Below are 22,100 nucleotides of genomic sequence, written 5' to 3'. Positions count from 1 at the left end.
TTCGTCGCAGAAGAGTTTTTCTGCCGCGCATTCTGCCTCACGCGCCAAGGGCGCTCCGGCGGGGCGGACCTGCCCGGTCCGGGCACCTGCTCAGGTGCCTTCCCGTGTCGCCGTTCGTTCCCGAGAACAAGCGCCACCCAAATACCTTCCTCTCTTTCGAAGCGCTCACCACGGCTTGACCGTGGTGCCCATCTCTTGCGGGTGGACTAGTTTTCAAGGTTCAGGAGTTGGGTCCCACGGTCTTCGCTAACGCTACGCCGTGGGAAGGCGTATGAACAGAACCTTTCCTGCCTGGGAAGCCAACCCCTTGCATCCCCCCTGCCCCTTCACCCAGATAACCGGACCGGCTCAACCAAAGGTCCCCCATGTCCTCCTTCTTCTTCTCCCAGACCGATCTCGACGAAGCTCGCACCCGCGCGCTGGTGGACGAGGCGCTCGGCCACGCCGATGACGGCGAGCTGTTCCTCGAATATGCGCAGTCCGAAAGCTTCGTCTGGGATGACGGCAGGCTGAAGAACGCCTCCTACGATATGTCGCAGGGCTTCGGCCTCCGCTCGGTCCTTGGCGAGACCATCGCCTTCGCCCATGCCTCGGAGCTCTCCGAAGCGGCCCTCAAGCGCGCCGCCCAGTCCGTGGAGGCGGTCAAGCGCGGGCACGGCGGCACCCTGGCTGCGCCCCCTGCCCGCACCAACCGGCACCTCTATTCAGCGGACGACCCCCTCTCCGCCGTGCCCTTCGAGGTGAAGACCAAGCTCCTCGAGACCATCGACCGCTACGCCCGCGACAAAGACCCGCGGGTGGATCAGGTCTCGGTCTCGCTGTCAGGCGAGTGGGTCACGGTCGAGATCGTCCGCCCCGGCGGCGAGGCCGTGCGCGACGTGCGGCCCCTGGTGCGCCTCAACGTCTCGGTCACCGCCCAGGACGGCGACCGCCGCGAGACCGGCTCCACCGGCGCGGGCGGGCGCGAGACCTATGACCGTCTCTTGGAGCCCTCCTTCTGGCAGGCCCAGGTAGACGAGGCCCTGCGCATGGCGCTCGTGAACCTCGAAGCCGTCGCTGCCCCGGCGGGCGAGATGGAGGTGGTGCTCGGCTCGGGCTGGACCGGTGTCCTCCTCCACGAAGCCGTTGGCCATGGCCTCGAAGGCGACTTCAACCGTAAGAAGACCTCGGCTTTTGCCGGTCTCCTAGGCGAGCAGGTGGCCGCCAAGGGCGTCACCGTGATCGACGACGGCACCATTCCTGGACGCCGAGGCTCCCTCACCGTGGACGATGAGGGCACCCCCACCTCGCGCACCACGCTGATCGAGGACGGCATCCTCAAGGGCTTCATGCAGGACCGGATGAACGCCCGCCTGATGGGTGTAGCCCCCACCGGCAATGGCCGCCGCGAGAGCCATCAGCATGCTCCTATGCCGCGCATGACCAACACCTTCATGCTCGGCGGCAACCACTCCCGCGAGGAGCTGATTGGCAGCGTGAAGGACGGGATTTATGCTGTGAACTTCGCTGGCGGCCAGGTGGACATCACCAGCGGCAAGTTCGTCTTCAACTGCACCGAGGCCTACCGCATCCAGGGCGGCAAGATCGGCGAGCCGCTGAAGAACGTGGCCCTGATCGGCGACGGGCCGACGGTGATGAAGCGCATCTCCATGATCGGCAACGATTTCGAACTCGACCCCGGCATCGGCGTCTGCGGCAAGGCCGGTCAGGGCGTCCCTGTCGGCGTCGGCCAGCCTTCGCTGAAGATCGACGCGATCACCGTCGGCGGCGCTGGCTAGCAAATGCGTAGGGCGGAACGCGAAGCTTTCCGCCGCTCGAGTAGATACGCGGCGAGGCGGTTGGCTTCGCAAACCGCCCTACAGAGCTGGCTTCACCCCCGCCGCATCACTGAAAGCGTCTGATACGCTGCGTTGATCTGCGCTGCCTGTCGTTGCGCGGCGGCCACGATGTCCGCAGGCGCTCCTCGGGCCGCCATCTTGTCGGGGTGGCACTCGGCGATGCGCTTCCGCCAGGCGGCCTTCAGCTCCTCGCGGCTGGCCCCCGGCCTCACATCGAGGATGCGGCAGGGATCGAAGCCCTGCACTTCCGCGGCACGTTCCTTGCGCTGGTCAGGACCCGTCGGCGGCACGCTGCGGGCCGTCTCAGTCTTGGAGGCTAGCACCGCCCGCTCGTCCTTCAGCAGCACGGCCGCGATCATGTCCCTGTGGAAGGCGACGTCCCCTTGTGGCGTCCTGATCGTCAGGAAAGGCTTCGCCTTGGCCAAGAGGCCAGCGCCCGTCTCGCTCGCGGCGAGCTGCAACCGGCCGCGCAGCTTCCTTCCGTCGCGTAGCTCAATGACGACCTCGCGGGGGCCAAGCGTTTCGGGGCGGCGGAAACCCAGCATCTTCAGTCCTTCCTCGGACCCGTCTATGCAGAACCCGTGCCGCCCTCTCCCGTTACCCGCTTCGCCCCTTCACCTTCAGGCTATCTGCATCTGGGGCACGCCTATTCGGCGCTCCTCAACCACGACCACGCGCGGGAGAACGGAGGCGCTTTCCGCCTGCGCATCGAGGACATCGACGCAGGCCGGTGCAGACCGGAGTTCGAGGAGGCCGTTCTCGAAGACCTGGCCTGGCTCGGCATCGAGCCGGACGGCGAGGTGGTGCGCCAGTCAGGCCGTCTGCCAATCTACGAAAAAGCCATCGAGCATCTTCGCACAAGCGGTCTTCTCTACCGCTGTTTCCGTACCCGCAGCGAGCTGAACGAGATGCTCCGCGCACCCCATGGTGCCCCTCCCGCCGGGCTTTCCCCCGGCCCCCATGACGAGGCGGAGGAGGCTCGCCTCCTTGAAGAGGACCGCCCTTTCGCCTGGCGCCTATCCGTCGAGCGCGCCAGAGAGATCATCAGTAGAGGGACGGTCACCGCTTTCGTCGACGGCGAAGAGGCGGCGGTAACCTTCACCGGTGAGCAGGACCCGATCATCGCCCGAAAGGACTTTCCGGCCAGCTATCATCTGGCCTGTGTTATCGACGATGCCCATCAGGGGGTAGATCTCGTCTGGCGCGGCGAGGACCTTCGCGCCTCACTGCCGGTTCAGCTTCTGCTGCACGAACTCCTGCGCCTGCCCATCCCCAGCTACCGGCACCACAAGCTTATCCTGGGGCCGGACGGGAAGAGGCTCGCCAAGCGCGATCGGGCGGCTACGCTGCGCTCATGGCGCCGCGAGGGACATGCGCCCGAAGCACTTCGTCGGCGGCTGGGTCTAGGCCCGCCGCGATGCTAGCCGGGGGGCGAAGCCTCTCGACTGACCAGAGCCGCATCAGCGTCTCTTCAAGAAACTCCAGCTTGCGGTCGAAGGCTGGGTCGTCGCGCTCGTCCTCGATCATGCTGCAAGCATGCTTCACCGTGGTTCGGTCACGCCGAAAATGCATGCCGGCCTGCTCGTAGGTGCCGCCGAAGACCGTATGCAGAAGATACATGGCGACCTGCCTGGCGTGGGCGATGGGCTGACGGCACCTGTTCTTCAGCACCAGTTTGGAGGCCGGAACGTCGAACGCCCTTGCCGTCAGGGAGATGACGATCCCGGCTGCACGGCACCACTGCCCGGACGTCTCAGGCCTCTCACTCGTCGGAATCACCACGCCTTCTTCCCCTACTACAGACTACTGCCCCGCGACTCTATCGCACGGAAACACTGCGTGGATAACTTTTTACTGATAGGAACGTGAGCGTTTTACGTTAATTGCAGGGTGCGCTATCCAGTATTTCTTAACCATACTTCGCATTCGGCCCTGTTATCTATCTCTGAAGGGCCGCGAGGGCCTCCTGGACTTCGCGTGTAATGGTCTTGGCCGCTTCAGCTTGTGGTAGTGCGGACTTCTCGCCCGTGTCACGCCGCTTCCACTCGATCTCGCCGGCGGCCACCCCCTTTGGTCCGATCGTCAGGACATGGGGCAGGCCGCAAAGGTCCATGCGCGCGAACTTCTCCCCAGCCCGGTCCTTGGTGTCGTCGGTCAGCACCTCGACCCCCGCCGCCGTCAGCTCGGCCTCCACCTCTGCCGTCAGCTTGTCGGTTCCCTCGTCGCCGGGGCGCAGATTGACGATGCCGACATGGAAGGGCGCCACCGAGACCGGCCATTTCGGCCCGTGCTCGTCGTGGTGCGCTTCGATCAGTGCACCGAGAAGACGGGAGACGCCGATGCCGTAGGAGCCCATCTCCATGGCCACTTCTTCGCCCTCGGCGGTTTGCACCTTGGCTCGCAGCGGCTCGGAGTACTTCGTACCGAAATAGAAGATATGCCCGACCTCGATTCCGCGTAAGGAGAGCTTCTCCGCCTCCTCCACTTCGGCCCATGCGGCCTCGTCATGCATCTCGTCGGTGGCGGCATAGTGCGAGGTCCAGTCCTTGAACATCGGCTCCAGATCGCCACTGAAATCGGTATCCGCTCCGGGCACGCCCTTTCCGAGGAGGCGCCTGTCGAGGAACACGTCGCTCTCGCCGTTCTCAGCCAGCACCACGAACTCATGGGTGAGATCGCCGCCGATGGGGCCGGGATCGGCCTTCACCGGCACGGTCTCGAGCCCCATCCGGCGGAAAGTACGCAGGTAGGCGGCGAACATCTTCAGATAGCTCTTACGCGCATCCTCCGGAGACGCATCGAAGCTGTAGGTATCCTTCATCAGGAACTCCCGGCCCCTCATGACGCCGAAGCGCGGGCGCAGCTCGTCGCGGAACTTCCACTGGATGTGGTAGAGGAGCTGGGGAAGCTGCTTATAGGATTTGGTCGAGGCACGGACGATCTCGGTGATCATCTCCTCATTGGTCGGCCCGTAGAGCATGTCCCGGCCCGAGCGGTCCTTGATGCGCAGCATCTCGGGGCCGTAAGCGTCGAAGCGCCCGCTCTCCTCCCACAGGCTCGCGGGTTGGATCGTCGGCATGAGGAGCTCTACAGCACCGGCCCGCTCCTGCTCCTCACGGACGATAGCCTCGATCTTGCGCAGGACACGAAGGCCCAGCGGCAGCCAGGCATAGATGCCCGCCGCCTGCTGACGGATCATGCCCGAACGCAGCATGAAGCGGTGCGACGCTATCTGCGCTTCGCCGGGTGTCTCTTTCAGGGTGGGAAGGTAGAACTGCGAAAGCCGCATGGCGCTGATCCGGTCTTGGAAACTGGTGGAAGGGCAAGTGAACGGTACGGGCTTAGGTAGGGGGCTAGGTTCGGGCCGACTTTCCGCCCCGCTTCGGCTATCCCCGCCCGAGGGAGAGTTTCAGGCTGGCTCCCGTCACCGCCCTCGCCTGTTCGGAAAGCAGGAAAACCACGGCTTCAGCGGCGTCCTCAGGATCGACCCAGGCGGCGAAGTCCGCATCCGGCATATCGCCGCGGTTGGTCGGCGTGTCGAGGATGGTCGGCAGCACCGCGTTGACACGGATGCGGCGCACCCTGAGTTCCTCGGCCAGGCTTTCAGTAAGCGCTGAGACCCCCGCTTTGGACGCTGCGTAGGGCGCCATTCCCTCACCTGGCGCAGCAGCAGCGGCAGCGCCCACATTGACGATTGCTCCGCCCTGGGAAAGATGAGGCAGCACGGCCCTCGAGGCCAGCACCGCGGTGCGCAAGTTCATGCGGTACAGACGGTCGAAACTCTCGGCACTGCCGCCCTCGACCTTCTCCCAGACAAAGCCGCCCGCGATGTTGGCAAGACCCTGGATCGGTCCCGAGGCGGCGAGCTTGCCGAAGGCCTCGGTCACCGCCGCCTCGTCGGTCAGATCGACCCCGCCGACACCGCTGGGCACCTCAGGAGCCAGATCGACACCGAGAGCCCTGCCCCCGGCCTCCTCGACTTTGGCGCAGACGGCTCGGCCAAGCACGCCCGCGGCGCCGGTGACGATGATGGTGCCTAGCATGGAGCCTCCTTGCGAACCCTATGAGCGACAGGGGCGCTCATAGGCGCAGGGCTCGTCTGATGCCAAGGGTCGGAAGACAGCCCCGAAGCCGCTCCGTGGCTGCACGTTCCAACGCTTCTTCCAACCTCATCTTGCTCAGAAGCCCTCACCCGAAGCCTGCTAAAGCAGCCTTCGACCTCTCCCGAGAGGAGAGCTGGGCGAGCCGCCTCGCTCAGTACTCGCGGAGGAGACCGGCAAGCTGTCCCTGCACCTTGACCTGGTTCGGGCCGAAGATGCGGGTTTCGTAGGCGGGGTTGGCTGCTTCGAGGGCGATGGAGTTGCCCTTCTTGCGGATGCGCTTGAGGGTCGCCTCCTCGTCTTCGACCAGGGCCACCACGATCTCGCCGTTCGGAGCGTCGTCGCAGCGGCGGATGATGACCGTGTCGCCGTCGAGAATGCCCGCCTCGATCATCGAGTCGCCGTGGACTTCGAGGGCGAAGTGCTCGCCACCCCGCAGCATGGTTGGGGGCACGGTGACACGCGCCTGTTCGTGCTGGATGGCAGCGATGGGCGTGCCGGCGGCGATACGGCCGAGGAGCGGCACCTGCTCCTCCTCCATGCCGGGGCCCTTATCGTATTGCAGGTTCTCAATCACGGCCGGGCGGAAAGGCTCACGCTTCTGGGGCGCTGCATCCTCGGGCAGGCGGATCACTTCCAAGGCCCGCGCCTTATGCGCCAGCCGCTTGAGAAAACCCCGCTCCTCCAGCGCCGTGATCAGGCGGTGGATGCCCGATTTCGATTTGAGGTCCAGCGCGTCCTTCATCTCCTCGAAGGAGGGAGAGACACCCGTCGCCTCCAGGCGCTCATGGATGAACATCAGAAGCGTGCGCTGTTTGGCTGTGAGCATGGAACCCTCTAGGAACAAAGCACGCACGTTCTAGGGTTGTTCCGCGCGGCCGTCAACAGCTTCCGCGCTAGAAGGACGGTTTCGAGGAGGACACGTTCTGCAAAAGGTCCCGCAAGGCCGCATCCACGCTGGGCTGGCGCATCAGATGCTCGCCGATGAGAAAACGCCTGATCCCGCCCGCCATGAGAGTCTTCATGGCCTGCGCCCCGTCCACGCCCGATTCGCTGACCACCGGCATGGAGGCGCTGGGGGCAAGCTCCAGCGTGGTCTCGATGCGGGTCTCAAACGTCCTGAGGTCGCGGTTGTTGACGCCGAGAAGGTCCGGCTCCAGCCGGAGCGCCCGCTCCATCTCTTCGGCGTCGTGCACCTCGGCGAGAACATCGAGACCCCACTTCGCAGCCTCTTCGCGAAGGCTCGCCGCCTCGGCGTCGGTGAGCGCTGCGAGTATCAGGAGGATCGCATCCGCTCCAGCCGCCCGGGCCTCGGCCACCTGGTAGGGGTCCACCATGAAGTCCTTGCGCAGGATGGGGATCGAGACCCTGGACCGGGCGACCTCCAGGTAGGAGAGATGCCCCTGGAAGCTCGGTGTGTCGGTGAGGACGGAAAGGCAGGCCGCGCCGCCCGCCTCGAGGCCCGCGGCGAGCTCTCCGGGCTCGAAATCCTTGCGGATGAGGCCTTTGGAGGGGCTGGCCTTCTTGACCTCGGCGATGATGCCGATGCCGTCCTCCGCCTTCTCGTGAAGCGCCGTGGCGAAGCCACGCGGGGAGTAGTCCTGGGCGCGCTCGGCCACGCCTTCGATGGGGCGGACCTTCTTCGCCTCGGCCACCTCCTCGCGCTTATAGGCCATGATGCGGTCGAGCACGGTGGTCATGGAAGCTTCCTTGTCAGCCTATAGAGTTTTTCCCTGGCAGCGCCGCTGTCGATGGCGGCGGCGGCCCTCTCGGCGCCCTCTTTAAGGTCGGCGGCCTTGCCGCCAAGCACCAGCCCGGCGGCTGCATTGAACATCACGGCCGTGCGGTAGCCGCTCTTCTCGCCGTCCAAAAGCGCGCGGAGAGCCTTCGCATTGGCTTCCACGTCCCCGCCCTTCAGCGCAGCGACGGGCACCACGTCGAGCCCCGCATCGGAAGGATGCACCGTCAGCTCACGGATGCTTCCGTCCGAGACCTCCGTCACCAGGTTCTCGCCGCTGGGTGAGAGCTCGTCGAGACCGTCCGCCCCTGCCACGACCCAGGCCCGCTCCGCCCCCTCGGCGATCAGCACCTTGGCGAAGAGCTGCCTGATCCTCTCGTCATAAACCCCGATGAGCTGGCGTTTCGCCTGGGCCGGGTTCATCAGCGGGCCGAGCATGTTGAAGAGGGTACGAAAGCCGAGCGCCTTCCTCACCGGGGCTACCGCCACCATGGCCGGGTGGTGGTTGGGAGCGAACAGGAAGGCGATGCCGTCCTCGGCCAAGCGCCTCTCTTGAGTCTCAACGCTCTCGGTCAGGTCTACCCCTAGCCGCGAAAGCACGTCCGACGATCCGGAGGCGGAGGAGACGGCCCTGTTGCCGTGCTTGGCCACCGGCGCCCCTGCTCCGGCCACGACGAGCGCCGTGGCGGTGGAGATGTTGTAGGTGTCCGCCCCGTCTCCGCCCGTGCCGCAGGTGTCGATGGTGCCGGGGGGAGAGGAGATGAGCCTTGCCTTGCTCTTCAGGTAGCGGACCGCCGCGAGGAGCTCCTCCGCCGTCTCGCCCCTGACCCGCAATGCGGTGAGGAAGGCGGCGGCCTGCTCCGGCGGCACCTCCCTCGCGAAGAGGTCCTCCATCGCCGCGGCCATCATCTCAGGCGGCAGCGGCGCGCCGGTCAGGGCGTGCTCTAGGGTCGCCTTGAAGCTCATGCAGCCTTCGCGCCCAGCCCGGCAAGGCCCAGGAAGTTGCCCAGCAGCCTGCCGCCCGATGGCGAGAGATAGCTCTCCGGATGGTACTGTACGCCGTAGACGGAGGTGTCCCGTACCTTCAGCGCCATGATCTCGCCGTCGTCCTCGGCCTCGGCCAAGACCTCGACCCGTTCGGGCAGGCTGTCTCGCTCCACCGAAAGGCTGTGATAGCGCGTCGCCTCGAACGCAGACGGGATACCTTCGAAGAGCGGGCTGCCGCTGTGGCGCATCGGGCTGACCTTGCCGTGCATAGGTCGCCCGGCGCGCACTACGTTGCCGCCAAAGGCTTGGGCGATGGCCTGGTGGCCGAGGCAGACGCCCAGGAGCGGCACGCCCTCCTTCGCGCAAAGCGCCACGAGGTCCAGGCAGATCCCCGCCTCATCCGGCGTGCACGGCCCCGGCGACAGAAGCACCGCACCCGGTTTCAGCGCTAGCGCTTCCTCGGCGCCCATGGCATCGTTACGAATCACCTTGGCAGGGACCCCGAACGGCGCGAGAAGCTGGACGAGGTTGTAGGTAAAGCTGTCGTAATTATCGACGATGAGGATCATGGTGCCGTCGCCCTTGCAGCTCGTCCGCTTAGCAGCCCTCGCGCTCATGGCAATCATGGGCACCGCCTCCGCGCAGCTGCGCGGCGATGTGCCCATGCGGCTCGAAGCCAAGCCCGACGACCGCCCGGTGATCGCCATCGTCATCGACGATCTTGGTCTCGGCAGGGCCAAGTTCGAGGCGGTGAACGCCCTTCCCTTCCCGGTGACCCTCGCCTTCCTGCCCTATGGCGAGGAGGCGCAAGCCATGCTGGACGATACCAGTCCGCGCCACGAGGCGATGCTGCATATGCCGATGGAGCCCACGGTGCGCCTCCATGATGCGGGGCCGAGCGTGGTGATGACCGGAAGCGCCAATGAGGTCCGGCGCGGGGTCAGGCGCAACCTCGCCATGCTGACCGGCTATAGGGGCGTGAACAACCACACCGGCAGCAAGCTCACCGCCGACCGAAGCGCGATGCGCACCGTGCTGCAGACGCTGGCGAGCCAGGACCTCTACTTTCTCGACACCCGCACCACACCTAGGAGCGTCAGCGCTGACCTAGCGAGCGAGACCGGGGCTGTGGTGCTACAGGCGAACCGCTTCCTCGACGGCGGCATGGGCAAGCTGGGGGCCGGACATGTCAGGCGGCAGCTCGAAGCGCTGGAGGCTGAGGCCACGCGGGACGGAGCAGCCATCGGCGTCGGCCACCCCTACCCGGAGACCCTCGCCGTGCTGAAGGAATGGGCGGAGGGGGCGCAGGGCCGCTTCAGGCTGGTGACGACGGGGGAGCTGGCCTCCGAGCTGCGGAAGACGGGCGCTGGGGTTTAGCGGGAGCGCCGCTACCTCTCCCGTTCACGGGAGAGGTCAAAATCTACGATTTTGGGTGAAGGGATCGGCGAAGCAGTACTGCTTCGCTTGCCTTCAGCTTGGGTGCTCAGAACACCCTCACCCTCGGTCCGTTGGTCGTATACGCCCAACCCCGCAAGCGAGAGAGGGATGCGATAGATGATAGCAGCATCCCAACGATCTGAACTCTCAGTCAGCCACCACCTCAGGCACCGCCACACCCTGCCGCCTGGCCGAGGCGACCACCGTGTTGCGCAGGAGGCAGGCGATGGTCATCGGGCCGACGCCGCCAGGGACGGGGGTGATGGCGCCCGCCACCTCTTTCGCTTCGTCGAAGGCGACGTCGCCGACGAGCTTGCTCTCGCCGCCCCGCTCGACGCGGTTGATGCCCACGTCGATGACGATCGCGCCGGGCTTGATCATATCCTTCGTGACGAGCTCGGGCCGCCCCACCGCCACGCAGAGAACATCCGCTTCGCGGCACACCGCGCCCAAATCCTTGGTCCGCGAGTGAGCCACCGTCACCGTCGCGTTCTTCTCGAGAAGAAGCAACGCCAGGGGCTTGCCCACCAGGATCGACCGGCCGACCACCACCGCCGTCTTGCCAGAGAGGTCCGGCAGCTCGTCGCGGATGAGAAGCATCGATCCCTGCGGCGTGCAGGGCACCAGCCCCTCGCCGCCGAGGACGAGTTGGCCCGCGCTGGCGGCGGTCAGTCCGTCCACGTCCTTCTCGGTCGGGATGCAGGCGATCACCGCATCCTCGTTGAGGCCCTTCGGCAGGGGAAGCTGAACCAGGATGCCGTCCACGGCGTCGTCGGCGCCCAAGCTGCGCACGACCTCCTCGACGGCGTTTTGGGAGCTGTCCGCAGGCAGACGGTGGACCCGGCCCTCGAAGCCCGCCTTGGCGGCGGCCTTCTCCTTGCTGGCGACATAGACCTGGCTTGCGGCATCGTCGCCGACCAGCACCACGGCGAGGCCCGGCTTTCTGGGCAGCATCGCGGCCGCCTCGGCGACGTCGGCGCGCAGCCTGGCCGCCGCCGCCTTGCCGTCGATGAGCTGCGCGCCCATCAGGTCAGCGCGGGGCGGAGGTCCTTCGCGATGAAGGACTGCAGGAACAGGATGCCTAGGAACACCACGATAGGCGAGAGATCGAGCCCGCCCATGTTCGGCAGGATGTTGCGGATGGGCCTCAGCACCGGCTCGGTCAGCGAGGTGCAGACGTTCCAGATCGTGTCCACCACCTTGTTGTAGCGGTTGATGACGCCGAAGACGAACAGCCAGCCCATGATGATCGTCACGATAAGGACGAGTTTGTAGAGTTCGAGGACGGCGTAGAGAAGGTCGAAGATAGCGTTCAAGGCGCAGGCGCTCCTTTATGGGAAGCGCCGGACATAAGGGCAGTCTCCCCCTCCCGCAACCGCGAAGGCGCCCCCTTCCCGGCCCTCGCCTTGATCTCCGCGGTGGTGAGGCGCGAGCCGTCATGGCTGTAGCCGGGCGGCGCGAAGAGGTAGCGGAAGCGCTCGATCGGGCTGAGCCCTTTCCCCGTGGCATCACGGGCGATGGCGATATACTCGTGGCTCGCCACCAGGGCCGGGTTCTTGGTGGTGATGTTCGAGACCAGGCCGAAATCGCACGGGTCCTCGTCGTCCTCCGGCTCGAAGGTGCCGAAGAGCCGGTCCCACACGATCAGGATGCCGCCATAGTTCGTGTCCAGATATTGCGGGTTGGTCGCGTGATGCACCCGGTGGTGGCTCGGCGTGTTGAAGAGCCATTCGATCGGTGCGGGCAGCCTTTTGACCGACTGGGTGTGGATGAAGAACTGGTAGAAGAGATTCAGCCCACCTGCCAACGCATAGAGCGCGGGGTGAACCCCTAGAAACACCCAGGGCAAGCCCAACACATAGGTCCCGGTCAGAAACCCGAACCAGGGCTGCCTCAGCGCTGTGGACAGGTTGTAGCCCTGGCTCGAATGATGGACCACATGGCTCGCCCAGCCCCAGCGGATGCGGTGCTGCAGCCGGTGGGTCCAGTAATAGGTGAAGTCCTTGGCCACCATGGCGAAGAGGAAGCTCCACCAGCTCAGCCCCAGATCGGCGATGCGGAACTCCCAGGCGAGAAGGAACAGCGCCGCCACCCCGCCGAACAGGAACAGGGCGGAGACCGCGTTGCCCGTCCCCATGGCAAGGTTCACCCAGAGATCCTTCCGCACCTCTTCGCCGCGACCGAGGCGCGACAGCAGGACGATCTCGACGGCGATCAGCAGGATATAGATGGGCGCTGCCATGACAGATACGTCAGGGAGATCGGTGATCGACATCGCTACCTCTTCTTCCAAGGCTAAGGCAGCGGACGGCCTCATGAGATCAGTCTACTGCTCTAGGTCTTTGTCTTGAAGCATCTTTCCACCGCGAACCGGTTCCTGCCTCGCGGTTCGATGCCCTAGGTTCTATGCCATGCGGGGCACGGCGATGTCCATCTCGCGCTCAGCCTGCGCCACGAACATGGCGATGTGGCAAGGGAACCATCCAACGCCAGCGGCCATTTCCTGTCCTATCGCAGGGCGGCTACAAGCCTATCTTCCGGTCCTTGCGCCGGCCCAAGAGGAGACAGCGTTTTGCCGTCAGGTCTGTTTCAGGCACCGCAGGATAGCGGGCGCACCACCACCCCGCCGCCCCTGGCTGGGAGGAAGATCCTCTTGGTGGAGGACGAGTTCCTGATCGGCCTGGACCTCTGCGAGAACCTCGAGAACTGCGGCGGCGACGTCCTCATGGCGGCCAGTCTGGACGAGGGCTTCTCCAAGCTCACCACCGACAAGGGCCAGATCGACGCTGCCCTTCTTGATGTGAACCTTGGCGGTCTCACCGTCTTCCCCCTCGCCAACATGCTGCAGGAGCAGGGCGTGCCGCTGGTGTTCCACTCCGGCCACGCCGAGCTGCTCACCGACCTGCCCAGGCGCTACCCCGCCGCCCTCTGGCTCAGCAAGCCAGCCGAGATGGCCGATATCGTCGGCGCGTTGGCCAGCCAGATCTCCTCCTCGTCCCGTTCGGACGACGATTGAATGTAAGAGAACCGCACCCATCGCGACTATCCATCGGATGACAGGTGGCGAAGCGAAGATGTTCGAGGAGGCCGTGCGGTCGCACGGTCCCCTGGTCTCGCGCATCTGCTCCAGCTATGAGGCGCGCCCGGCCCTCGCCGAAGAGCTCGTCCAGGACACCTTCTCCGCGCTCTGGCGAGCCCTGCTCCGCTTCAGGGGAGAGGCGTCGCTTCGCACCTTCGTGGCGCGCATCGCGCACAACACCTGCGTCAGTCACGTCCGGCGGGAATCGCGCGTCACCCATGCCGATCTCGAACCGGAAACCCCCTCGGACCTGCCAGGGCCGGAGGAGGAAGCAGGCCGAAGTCTGGCCCGCAAGCGCCTGCTCGAAGCCGTCAGGAAGCTGCCGATCGGCCAGCGTCAGGTCGTGACGCTCCACCTCGAAGGGTTCTCCGACCCAGAAGTGGCGGACGCCCTCGGCCTGACGCCGGGCAACGTCGCGGTCCGCCTGACCCGCGCGCGGGAGAGGCTACGCCGCCTAATGGGAGTTGCCGCATGACCTTCCAGCCCCATCACGGCGGCGATGACGCCCTCGCCGCCCTCTGGCAGTCGGAGCACCAGGCCGTCGATCCAGGCGAGATGTTGCGGGTGGTGGAAGCCGAGCACGCCCAGCAGCGCCGGTTCCTCCGCGCCTGCTACGCCCTAGGCTTCGCGTCGCTCCTTCTGACGCTCTACCTTGATCTACAGGGTTTGTTCCGTGTACCCGGCCTGTTCACCTTGCTCTTGGTCGGGTCCATCGCCTGGCAGTACCGCAAGAGCAGGCAGGCGAGAGCGCACTGCGGCGAGCCTGCCGCGCTGCCGCCTATAGAGCTTGTGCGCTTTGCCATCCGCCAGGCGAAGGTCTCGCTGCGCAACGCCAGGGTGTTCTACGGGGTGATGCCGGGAAGCTTGGTGTTGGGGATGCTGCTCGGTCCGCTTCTCGCGGCCCCCGGCGGCCGTTTGGCTACCCCCGAATGGTCGTTCTGGGCGCTGGCCCTGCCGATCCTGGCAGGCGTTGCCGGCTGCATGGTCTGGGGGCTCCGCACGGCGCGCCGTAAGGTAGGCGAGATAGCGGCGCTGGAGCAGCGCCTGCGCGAGCTGGAAGAGGATCTGTAAGAGGATCGCACCTTTGGCGACTGTCCCTTTGCATAAACGCAGGAGACAGGACCCATGATCGACGAAACAAAGTGCAAGCCGAGCCGGAGCACCATCGCCGTGAGCGCGGTGTGGCTGCTGGTCACCCTCACCCTTCTGGCCGGGATCATCCTCGAGCCCGATGAGGGCGGTATCTGGGACGGCTACACCCCCACCTGGCTTGGCGGCGAGGGGGAAAGCCGGTGAACAGGAGCGAGAACCGCCTGCTCACGGCAACCGTTCTGGGAATCGCCTTCGGTTTTGCCTTCCTGGCGATCATCGGCGCCCTTTTCGGCGTGATCGACCCGAAGACCTCCGTGCTCTTCGTACCGATCGTCCTGATGCTGGCGACCGTGTTCGCCGCCGTAAGGCGAAGCAGCCGGTAGGAAACTCGGCGAGCCGAGGGAGGTCACCACCTTCTTCCTCGGCCGTGCCTGCGGCATGTGGGCACATCGAGACTCGATATTTACGGACAGCTTGCTAAACTCACTGTCATCGACCACCTGCAAGGTGGCATGGCGGGTAATCCAAGGTAGACGGCACATGATTCTCACCCTCGAAGGGGTCTCCAAGCATTTCGGTGCGTTCAAAGCGGTGAAGGACCTCTCCTTCAGCGTCACCGAGGGGGAGATCGTCGGTTTTCTCGGTCAGAACGGCGCTGGCAAGACCACGACGCTGCGCATGGTCATGGACATCCTGCCCCCCACCAAGGGGCGGATCGAGCTGTTCGGCAGCAAGAACCTGCGTGACGGGCGCCTCAAGGTCGGCTTCCTGCCCGAGGAGCGCGGGCTGTACCGCAAGATGAAGGCCGTCGACACCATCGCCTATTTCGGCCGCCTCAAGGGCGTGCCCGGCAAGACCGCCAAGAAGCGCGCGAACGAGCTGCTCGAACGCTTCGGCATGACCCAGTACGCGCAGAACAAGATCGAGACCCTCTCCAAGGGCAACGCCCAGAAGATCCAGCTCCTCAGCGTGCTGACCCATGCGCCCAAGTTCCTGATCCTCGACGAACCCTTCTCCGGCCTCGACCCGGTGAACCAGAAGCTGCTCGAGGACCTCATCTCGGACCTGCGGAAGGAGGGCGCGACGGTGCTCTTCTCCACCCACACCATGGAGCATGCCGAGCGCCTCTGCGACCGCTTCGTCATGATCAAAGCGGGCGAGAAGGTCTTCGAAGGCACCATCGAGGAGGCGCGCGACGCCTATGAACGGCGCCTGATCCTCGCTACGCCGGACGACCCGCAGCGCCTCGTCGGTCACGCGGGCATCACCGCCGTCACGCCGCTCGGCCGCGACCGCTACGCCCTGTCAGTGCAGGAAGGTACGGACAGCCAGTCCGTCCTCGCCGCGATCCTCGCCGCCGGCATCCACGTCATCAGCTTCGGCCGCGAGGAAGCGCGCCTTCACGACATCTTCTTCCGCCTCGCGGGCGCTGACCAGACGCAGGAGCAAGCGGCATGAGCGGCCTTTTCGAGATCATCTCCCACGAGTACCGCAAATACGTCTTCACCCGCGGTTTCATCGCCTTCCTGTTCCTGATCCCCCTCGGCATGGCGGTGGGCTTAGGCGTCGCCTTCCTTCAGGAGGCCACCGAGACGGCCAAGACCTTCGTCATCATCGACCGCACCGGCGACTACCAAGAGACCATCGCCGAGGCCGTCGAGACCGATCGGCAGGAGCGCGTGCTGCGCCGCTGGGACGACTTCGTCACCGGCCTTGCCACCGCAGGCATCGTCGACGCCGATGCGCTCGGCTACCCCTTCAGGCCTGAAGCCGACAGCGGTGCACCCGGCATGCCCGACGCGGAGGCCATCGCCGCCAGCATGACCAGCTCGGTCGGACCCAGCGCCCGCCGGGAAGCCTTCTTCGAGGCGGGCGGGCTGGAAGAAGGCCGCCGCCGCCTCTCCGAACTTGCCTCCGCGGACCTCCCCAAGATCGAGGAGCCCAAGCTGCGCTACCGCGTGGTGGAGCTGGACTTAGGGCTGGGCGCCGATGCGGGCGCGGAGGAGATCGGCACCGCCTACGCCCCCTATATGCGCGGCGACGAGGATCTGCCGGATGGCGGCCGCCTCACCGGTGTGGTCCTCATCCCCCAGGGCTTTGGCGACGACCCAGAGATCAGCGCCGTCTACCTCACGGACAACCTCAACGACACCGGCATTGCAGGCTTCGTGCGCGGCGCGGTCAGCGAGAACCTGCGCACCAGGGCCTTCCTCGAAGCGGGCGTCAGCGAGGCCGAGGTGGTCCGCATCACCGGCCTCTCCGCCTCCGTCCGCACGGTGAAGGCGGGCACTCAGGAGGGCGACGAGGCTCAGAACCAGCGCGACCAGATCGAGCGCTTCCTGCCCTTCGGTCTCGCCTATGTCCTCTTCTTCGGCGCCTTCTCCGTGGGCTCGATGCTCTTGACCAATACGATCGAGGAGAAGTCCAACAAGATCGTCGAGATGCTGCTCTCGTCGGTCTCGGCAGGCCAGCTCATGATCGGCAAGCTGATCGCCCTGGCCTTGGTCGGCCTTACCCCCATGGTCTTCTTCGCCGCCGTTGGGATCGCCATCCTATCGGTCTTCGGCGCAGGCGACGAGTTTTTCGGACTGGTGCTCGACGTCGTCACCGGCAGCCCGCTGGTGCCGTTCTTCTTCCTCTACTTCGTGCTCGGCTACCTGCTGATCGGTGCGGTCTACTTGGGCATCGGCGCCATGTGCGAGACCATCCAGGACGCCCAGAACCTCTCGACGCCGCTCACCTTCCTGGTGCTGCTGCCGACCTTCGCCTTTGTCGGCATCATCGTCGACGACCCCAACGGGGTGATCGCCAGGGTCCTGACCTTCATCCCCCTCTACAGCCACGTCACCATGATGCTGAGGCTATCGGCCAACCCGCCGGTCTGGGAGATCATCGCGGGCACGGCGATCCTAGCGGGCTCCGCGCTTCTGCTGATCGGCTTCATGGGCCGCATCTACCGGGCGGGCATCCTGCAGTCCGGCGGCAAGGCGACCTTCAAGGGCATGCTGGATGCCGCCCGAACCTCGCGGGAGAACGCGGCGCGGTAGCCCCCTCCGCCCTTCGGGCACCTCCCCCATTCCATGGGGGAGGGAAGCAAACCAACCGTTGTTCCCTATTTCGCTCCCCACTGGTGGGGGAGCTGCCGGCAGGCTGAGGGGGCGGCAGTACCAAAACTCAAGCGCAGCGGCGCTCCCTGAAGAGCTTCGCTTCGGGAAGCTCTTGCCAGCCGAAAGCCTGGTCGGAAGGGCCGTGAGCGCGGTACTGCTCGAGCCTGCCAACGGCCTCGTCGAGGCTGGGAAGGTGCCCGATCGGCACCCACCACATGACGAAATGCGGCTTCTCCGAGGGCACGAACCATTCCGCCTTGCGGTTGTAGACATGTTGATGGGCCGTCTTCCAAACATAGTTGGCGAGATCGGCAGGCGTTTCCCATACGGACAGGTTGACGGCGTCCAAGGGGTCTGGCGTCCAGCGCACATCCATGGCGTGGTTGCCCTCCCCCGTCATGCGCCAGACGAAGCCCGGCGAGCGTTCGGCCAGCGCGTTGATCGCGTCGACACGGTCGAAGAACTCCTTCATCACCGGGTCATCCACCGTGCCCTTCGTCCGCCCGATATTGATCTCCGCGAGATGCGTTCCTTCAGGCTGCTCCATGCCCTCTACCTTTCATCACTGCGCCAAAGAGCCTAGCTACCGGGCAGGAAGAACACGACCGCGGTGCGCAGCACCCCGACGGAGGAACCGATGACCGACGCATTCTACGCCCGCATCCGCGATACCCTGCATGAGATCGAGGAGGAGGGCCTGACCAAGCCCGAGCGCCTCATCACCTCCAAACAGGGACCGGAGGTCACGATCAGCCATGAGGGCCGCGAGGTGCGCGCGCTCAATTTCTGCGCCAACAACTATCTCGGCCTCGCCGACCACCCCGAGCTGATCCGCGCCGCGCAAGAAGGCGCCGAGAGCCACGGCTACGGCATGGCCTCGGTGCGCTTCATCTGCGGCACGCAAGAGATCCACCGCAAGCTCGAGCGCGAGCTGGCCGACTGGCTGGGCTTCGAGGACACGATCACTTTCGCGGCGTGTTTCGACGCCAACGCCGCCGTCTTCGAGCCGCTCCTCGGCAAGGAAGACGCCATCATCTCCGACGCCCTCAACCACGCCTCGATCATCGACGGGGTTCGTCTGTGTAAGGCGCAGCGCTACCGCTTCGACAACAACGACATGGCCTCGCTGGAGCAGCAGCTGAAGGACGCCGATGAAGCGAGGGCACGGACGAAACTCATCGTCACCGACGGCGTCTTCTCCATGGACGGCACTATAGCCCAGCTTGGCGCCATCTGCGACCTGGCCGACAAGTACGGCGCTCTGGTCATGGTGGATGACTGCCACGCCACCGGCTTCATGGGCGAAGGTGGCCGCGGCACCCACGAGCATTGCGGCGTCATGGGAAGGGTCGACATCCTCACCGGCACGCTGGGCAAGGCGCTGGGCGGCGGCATGGGCGGCTTCATCTGCGCACGTCAGGAAGTCGTGGACCTGCTGCGCCAGCGCGCCCGCCCCTACCTCTTCTCCAACGCCCTCGCCCCGGCGCTGGTCGAAGCCTCCCGCCGCGCCCTCCACCTCGTCCGCGAGGGGGGCGATCTGCGCAAGCAGCTCTTCGCGAACGCCGAGCTCTTCCGCTCCCTGATGACCGAAGCAGGCTTCGACCTCCTCCCCGGCGAGCACCCCATCATCCCCGTCATGCTCTACGACGCCAAGAAGGCGCAGACCATGGCGGCCAAGCTTCTGGACGAGGGCGTCTTCGTCACCGGCTTCAGCTTCCCCGTGGTCCCGCGCGGCAAGGCGAGAATACGCACCCAGATGAATGCTGCTCATACGGAAGAACAGGTGAGACGCACGGTGGATGCTTTCGTGAAGGTCGGGCGCGAGGTCGGGGCGATTTGAACGAGCGGTAAGTTAGCTGGTGCGCAACGTCGTCTTTATAGCACTTGCGGGCGTTCTGTTCTCGCTCAGTTTTGTCTGCGTCCTGTTCGTACTCTTCATACTGTTCGCAGGTTTGTCTTCTCTAGGGATAGACCTGTATCTCGATTGGAAGCATTGTGGCGGAGAAGATCTACCCGAGCTCTGTTTCGACGATGGTCTTCAACGTAGTTGGATGCTCATCCTCGGTAATGTTATCGTATGGGGACCGATAGCACTTCTAGCGGTCGTTTTCCTCGACGGAGGTAGAGCGGCTTGGAAGGCATCTGGTAGAAGGGTTCCAGCAATCATTCGCTGGCTGGAGAACATCCCGATTGCCAAGCAATAGTTCGTAGGGCGGATTGCGAAGCCATCCGCCATTCGTTGAGTGCCCGCGAGGCGGAAAGCTTCGCGTTCCGCCCTACGGCATACCCCGGCCCATCTCCCGCTTGCCCCTCTCCCCATTCGCCCCTATCGCCGAACCATGAGCGCGACCAAGCTGATCACCGGTCTCTCCGAGATCGCGGGCGAGTATGACGGCCTTCTCTGCGATGCCTGGGGAGTCATTCATAATGGGCGCGAGCTGTTCCCCGGCGCTGCCGAAGCGCTGACGAAGTTCCGCGAGACCCGCGGCCCGGTGGTGGTGCTGACCAACGCTCCGCGCCTCTCAGACGTGATCCCCGCCCAGCTCGACAGGCTCGGCCTACCGCGCGAGGCCTACGATGCGGTCGTGACCTCGGGCGACGCCACCCGCCAGATCGTGCGCGAGATGGCAGGCAAGAGCTTCTACCGCATCGGCCCCTCCAAGGATGACGGCCTCTTCGCCGCCGTGGACATCGAGCTGGCGCCTCTCTCGGGGGCCGACGCCATCTTCTGCTCAGGCCCGAACGACGACGAGACCGAGACGCCCGAGGACTATCGCGGCCTCCTGACTGAGCCTGCCAAGCGGGGCCTGCCCATGGTCTGCGCCAACCCCGACATCGTGGTGCGCTACGGCGACAAGCTGATCTACTGCGCAGGCGCCTTGGGTCAGCTCTACGAACAGCTTGGCGGGAAGGTGCTATTGGGCGGCAAGCCCCACCCGCCGATCTACGAGCTCGCCAAGGCCCGCATGGCCCAGATCGCAGGCCGCGAGCCCAGTAAGCTCCTCGCCATCGGCGACGGCATCGGCACCGACATCAAGGGCGCCAACGCGCAGGGCATCGACTGCGTCTTCGTCGCCGATGGCATTTTCGCCGAAGCGGCGCGCAAGGACGGTAAGCTCTCCGGGGACAAGCTGGCCCAAGCACTTGATGCCGACGGGGTGCACGCCGAGTACGCCATGGACACGATTGCCTGGTGAGCCTCGTCCGCGCGCCCCTCGCCTGCTCCCTGGCCGAGCCCCTACGCGGCGCGGTGGCTGTCATGGGCAATCTCGACGGCGTGCATCTCGGGCACCAGACGCTCATCGCTGAGGCGAAAAAGGTGGCCGAGGAAATGGGTCGCCCCCTCGCCGCCGTCACCTTCGAGCCGCACCCACGGCGGGTCTTCAACCCCGACGCCCCGCCCTTCCTCCTTACCCCGCTGGAGGTGAAGGCCGAGCTGCTAGAGGAGGCGGGCTGCGAACACATCTTCGCCCTCCCCTTCATCCCGGAGCTCTACAAGCAGTCCCCCGATGCCTTCGTGCGCGGCGTGCTCGCCGAGACCCTCGGTCTCTCCGGTATCGTCACCGGGCAGGACTTCCAGTTCGGTAAGGACCGCGCGGGCTCTTCGGAAACCCTAGCCAAGATCGCAGGCGAGGTCGGCATGACCTACCGAGCCATCGAGCCGGTGGGCGAGGGAGAGCAGAAGCACTCCTCCAGCACCGCCCGCGGCGCCTTGCGCGAAGGCAGGCCCGGAGATGCCAAGGCCGTCCTGGGCCGAGACTGGTTCGTGCGCGGCGAGGTGGTACGTGGGCGGGAGCTGGCGAGAACCCTGGGCTTCCCCACGGCAAACGTCGTCCTAGGCGACGTCATCCGCCCAAAGTACGGCGTCTATGCCTGCCAGGCAGTGGTGGACGGCAACACCCACGGCGCCGTCACCAATATCGGCATCCGCCCCACCGTCGACGGCAAGGAGGAGCGCCTGGAGGTGCATCTCTTCGACTTCGACGGCGACCTCTACGGCAAGACCATCGACTGCCACTTTATCCGCTTCATCCGCGAGGAGCGTAAGATGGACGGGCTCGACGCGCTGAAGGCGCAGATCGCCAAGGACAGCGAGGCTGCAAGAGCGGTGGTTTGAACCCGTCATCCCGGAAGCCGAAGGCTATCCGGGACCCATGGACTGAGGTCCGAAACCTGCGCGACGGCAGCATGTTCAGCACGGTTAGGCCATGGATCCCGGATCAAGTCCGGGATGACGGCTTAGTTCAACCGAAGCTCCATGCAGTAGCTGAACGGGTCCGCCGCATACTCCCCATAGCGCTCGCACGGCGTAAAACCGGCCTTCGTATAAACCGCCCGCGAGGCCGCCCAGGGCTCGTTCGGCCCGGTCTCCAGTTTGAGCACCTCTACCCCGCCAACCTTCGCCTCCTCGACCAAACGCGCCACCAGCGCCGATGCGATCCCCTGCCCCCGGAAGCGCTCATAGACATGCATCGCCTTGATCTCCGCAACGCCCTCCCCGAGCCCCTTCAACGCAATGCAGCCAGCAGCCTCCTCCCCCAGGACCGCCAGAAAGAAACGCCCCTCGGGCTTTCCCCCTGCTACAATGGCGTGCCCGCTGCCGGGCGGGGTGTGCTCGATGGAGTAGGCTTTCTGCACGGCGATCAGCGTCTGCACCCGCTCGTTGTCGCTAGGGACCTCGATGATGCGCACCATCTCACAACCTCCTAGCCCTTGGGCCAA

The 22,100-nt window shown here is 65.5% G+C and carries 26 protein-coding genes; 13 read left to right on the top strand and 13 right to left on the bottom strand.

The features are described from left to right. Positions 1-365 precede the first annotated feature (365 nt). On the top strand, positions 366-1,778 hold the full coding sequence (gene tldD, locus NOG11_RS02355) for a metalloprotease TldD (protein ID WP_256618022.1): 1,413 nt from the start codon (positions 366-368) through the stop codon (positions 1,776-1,778). Positions 1,779-1,870: 92 nt separating this feature from the next. On the opposite strand, the gene NOG11_RS02350 is transcribed toward tldD, so the two are convergent. Continuing rightward, positions 1,871-2,383, bottom strand: coding sequence for a J domain-containing protein (locus NOG11_RS02350; protein WP_256618021.1), 513 nt, complete (start codon positions 2,381-2,383; stop codon positions 1,871-1,873). 36 nt (positions 2,384-2,419) lie between these two features. On the opposite strand from NOG11_RS02350, the gene gluQRS reads away from it, so the two are divergent. Beyond that, entirely contained in the window at positions 2,420-3,262 is an 843-nt protein-coding gene (gene gluQRS / locus NOG11_RS02345; RefSeq protein WP_256618020.1) for a tRNA glutamyl-Q(34) synthetase GluQRS, read from the top strand. Here the strand turns inward: gluQRS and NOG11_RS02340 are convergent. From NOG11_RS02340 to NOG11_RS02310, 7 genes are all read right to left on the bottom strand, one after another. After that, the gene (locus NOG11_RS02340; protein WP_256618019.1) at positions 3,180-3,617 is read right to left on the bottom strand and encodes a helix-turn-helix domain-containing protein; all 438 of its coding nucleotides are present in this window, start codon (positions 3,615-3,617) and stop codon (positions 3,180-3,182) included. The genes gluQRS and NOG11_RS02340 overlap by 83 nt on opposite strands. Before the next feature lie 160 nt (positions 3,618-3,777). After that, on the bottom strand, positions 3,778-5,127 hold the full coding sequence (gene proS / locus NOG11_RS02335) for a proline--tRNA ligase (RefSeq protein ID WP_256618018.1): 1,350 nt from the start codon (positions 5,125-5,127) through the stop codon (positions 3,778-3,780). Between the two features lie 97 nt (positions 5,128-5,224). Further along, the gene (locus NOG11_RS02330; protein WP_256618017.1) at positions 5,225-5,881 is read right to left on the bottom strand and encodes an SDR family oxidoreductase; all 657 of its coding nucleotides are present in this window, start codon (positions 5,879-5,881) and stop codon (positions 5,225-5,227) included. Between the two features lie 211 nt (positions 5,882-6,092). Beyond that, positions 6,093-6,767 (bottom strand): transcriptional repressor LexA, encoded by a 675-nt coding sequence (lexA, locus tag NOG11_RS02325; RefSeq protein ID WP_256618016.1) that lies wholly within the window; start codon positions 6,765-6,767, stop codon positions 6,093-6,095. A 67-nt stretch (positions 6,768-6,834) separates the two neighbouring features. Beyond that, entirely contained in the window at positions 6,835-7,638 is an 804-nt protein-coding gene (trpC, locus tag NOG11_RS02320) for an indole-3-glycerol phosphate synthase TrpC (RefSeq protein ID WP_256618015.1), read from the bottom strand. Beyond that, positions 7,635-8,642 (bottom strand): anthranilate phosphoribosyltransferase, encoded by a 1,008-nt coding sequence (gene trpD / locus NOG11_RS02315; protein ID WP_256618014.1) that lies wholly within the window; start codon positions 8,640-8,642, stop codon positions 7,635-7,637. Before trpD ends, trpC begins: the two co-directional genes overlap by 4 nt. Next, positions 8,639-9,232, bottom strand: a complete 594-nt coding sequence (locus NOG11_RS02310) for an anthranilate synthase component II (RefSeq protein ID WP_370468216.1) — start codon at positions 9,230-9,232, stop codon at positions 8,639-8,641. The genes trpD and NOG11_RS02310 overlap by 4 nt, the downstream gene beginning before the upstream one ends. 46 nt (positions 9,233-9,278) lie before the next feature. On the opposite strand from NOG11_RS02310, the gene NOG11_RS02305 reads away from it, so the two are divergent. After that, complete coding sequence (locus NOG11_RS02305) at positions 9,279-10,040, top strand: divergent polysaccharide deacetylase family protein (protein WP_256618012.1); 762 nt, start codon at positions 9,279-9,281, stop codon at positions 10,038-10,040. A gap of 207 nt (positions 10,041-10,247) precedes the next feature. Here NOG11_RS02305 and folD read toward each other — a convergent pair whose 3' ends face one another. Genes folD through NOG11_RS02290 form a run of 3 tightly spaced genes read right to left on the bottom strand, consistent with a single transcriptional unit; the run spans position 10,248 to position 12,375 of the window. Beyond that, on the bottom strand, positions 10,248-11,126 hold the full coding sequence (folD, locus tag NOG11_RS02300) for a bifunctional methylenetetrahydrofolate dehydrogenase/methenyltetrahydrofolate cyclohydrolase FolD (RefSeq protein ID WP_256618010.1): 879 nt from the start codon (positions 11,124-11,126) through the stop codon (positions 10,248-10,250). Next, the gene (locus NOG11_RS02295) at positions 11,126-11,416 is read right to left on the bottom strand and encodes a YggT family protein (protein ID WP_256618009.1); all 291 of its coding nucleotides are present in this window, start codon (positions 11,414-11,416) and stop codon (positions 11,126-11,128) included. Before NOG11_RS02295 ends, folD begins: the two co-directional genes overlap by 1 nt. Continuing rightward, positions 11,413-12,375, bottom strand: coding sequence for a sterol desaturase family protein (locus tag NOG11_RS02290; RefSeq protein ID WP_256618008.1), 963 nt, complete (start codon positions 12,373-12,375; stop codon positions 11,413-11,415). Before NOG11_RS02290 ends, NOG11_RS02295 begins: the two co-directional genes overlap by 4 nt. Positions 12,376-12,672: 297 nt before the next feature. On the opposite strand from NOG11_RS02290, the gene NOG11_RS02285 reads away from it, so the two are divergent. The 7 genes from NOG11_RS02285 to NOG11_RS02255 all read left to right on the top strand — a co-directional run bounded on the left by NOG11_RS02285 (position 12,673) and on the right by NOG11_RS02255 (position 17,318). Then, positions 12,673-13,116 carry a response regulator gene (locus NOG11_RS02285; RefSeq protein WP_256618007.1) on the top strand — a complete coding sequence of 148 codons (444 nt, stop codon included), beginning with the start codon at positions 12,673-12,675 and terminating at the stop codon, positions 13,114-13,116. 37 nt (positions 13,117-13,153) lie between these two features. Further along, positions 13,154-13,654: an RNA polymerase sigma factor gene (locus tag NOG11_RS02280; RefSeq protein ID WP_256618006.1), complete on the top strand. Its 501-nt coding sequence runs from the start codon at positions 13,154-13,156 to the stop codon at positions 13,652-13,654. Further along, the gene (locus NOG11_RS02275; RefSeq protein ID WP_256618005.1) at positions 13,651-14,250 is read left to right on the top strand and encodes a hypothetical protein; all 600 of its coding nucleotides are present in this window, start codon (positions 13,651-13,653) and stop codon (positions 14,248-14,250) included. Before NOG11_RS02280 ends, NOG11_RS02275 begins: the two co-directional genes overlap by 4 nt. 54 nt (positions 14,251-14,304) lie before the next feature. Continuing rightward, complete coding sequence (locus NOG11_RS02270; RefSeq protein ID WP_256618004.1) at positions 14,305-14,475, top strand: hypothetical protein; 171 nt, start codon at positions 14,305-14,307, stop codon at positions 14,473-14,475. Then, positions 14,472-14,654, top strand: coding sequence for a hypothetical protein (locus tag NOG11_RS02265; RefSeq protein WP_256618003.1), 183 nt, complete (start codon positions 14,472-14,474; stop codon positions 14,652-14,654). The genes NOG11_RS02270 and NOG11_RS02265 overlap by 4 nt, the downstream gene beginning before the upstream one ends. A gap of 157 nt (positions 14,655-14,811) precedes the next feature. Next, a complete protein-coding gene (locus NOG11_RS02260) occupies positions 14,812-15,729 on the top strand; it encodes an ABC transporter ATP-binding protein (RefSeq protein WP_256618002.1) in 918 nt (305 codons plus the stop codon). Then, entirely contained in the window at positions 15,726-17,318 is a 1,593-nt protein-coding gene (locus tag NOG11_RS02255; protein WP_256618001.1) for an ABC transporter permease, read from the top strand. The genes NOG11_RS02260 and NOG11_RS02255 overlap by 4 nt, the downstream gene beginning before the upstream one ends. A 127-nt stretch (positions 17,319-17,445) precedes the next feature. Here NOG11_RS02255 and NOG11_RS02250 read toward each other — a convergent pair whose 3' ends face one another. After that, entirely contained in the window at positions 17,446-17,925 is a 480-nt protein-coding gene (locus NOG11_RS02250) for a DUF3291 domain-containing protein (RefSeq protein WP_256618000.1), read from the bottom strand. A gap of 90 nt (positions 17,926-18,015) precedes the next feature. On the opposite strand from NOG11_RS02250, the gene NOG11_RS02245 reads away from it, so the two are divergent. The 3 genes from NOG11_RS02245 to NOG11_RS02235 all read left to right on the top strand — a co-directional run bounded on the left by NOG11_RS02245 (position 18,016) and on the right by NOG11_RS02235 (position 21,495). After that, a complete protein-coding gene (locus tag NOG11_RS02245) occupies positions 18,016-19,218 on the top strand; it encodes a glycine C-acetyltransferase (RefSeq protein WP_256617999.1) in 1,203 nt (400 codons plus the stop codon). A gap of 499 nt (positions 19,219-19,717) precedes the next feature. Further along, positions 19,718-20,575: a TIGR01459 family HAD-type hydrolase gene (locus NOG11_RS02240; protein WP_256617998.1), complete on the top strand. Its 858-nt coding sequence runs from the start codon at positions 19,718-19,720 to the stop codon at positions 20,573-20,575. Next, entirely contained in the window at positions 20,572-21,495 is a 924-nt protein-coding gene (locus NOG11_RS02235) for a bifunctional riboflavin kinase/FAD synthetase (RefSeq protein WP_256617997.1), read from the top strand. Before NOG11_RS02240 ends, NOG11_RS02235 begins: the two co-directional genes overlap by 4 nt. Positions 21,496-21,617: 122 nt before the next feature. Here the strand turns inward: NOG11_RS02235 and NOG11_RS02230 are convergent, their stop codons facing one another. Continuing rightward, the gene (locus NOG11_RS02230) at positions 21,618-22,073 is read right to left on the bottom strand and encodes a GNAT family N-acetyltransferase (RefSeq protein WP_256617996.1); all 456 of its coding nucleotides are present in this window, start codon (positions 22,071-22,073) and stop codon (positions 21,618-21,620) included. Between the last annotated feature and the right edge of the window lie 27 nt (positions 22,074-22,100).

It is taken from the genome of Parvularcula maris, assembly GCF_024505085.1.
Classification (GTDB): Bacteria; Pseudomonadota; Alphaproteobacteria; order Caulobacterales; family Parvularculaceae; genus Parvularcula; species Parvularcula maris.
Note: the sequence above shows the minus strand (reverse complement) of the source record. Positions and strands in the feature narration are given on the sequence as shown.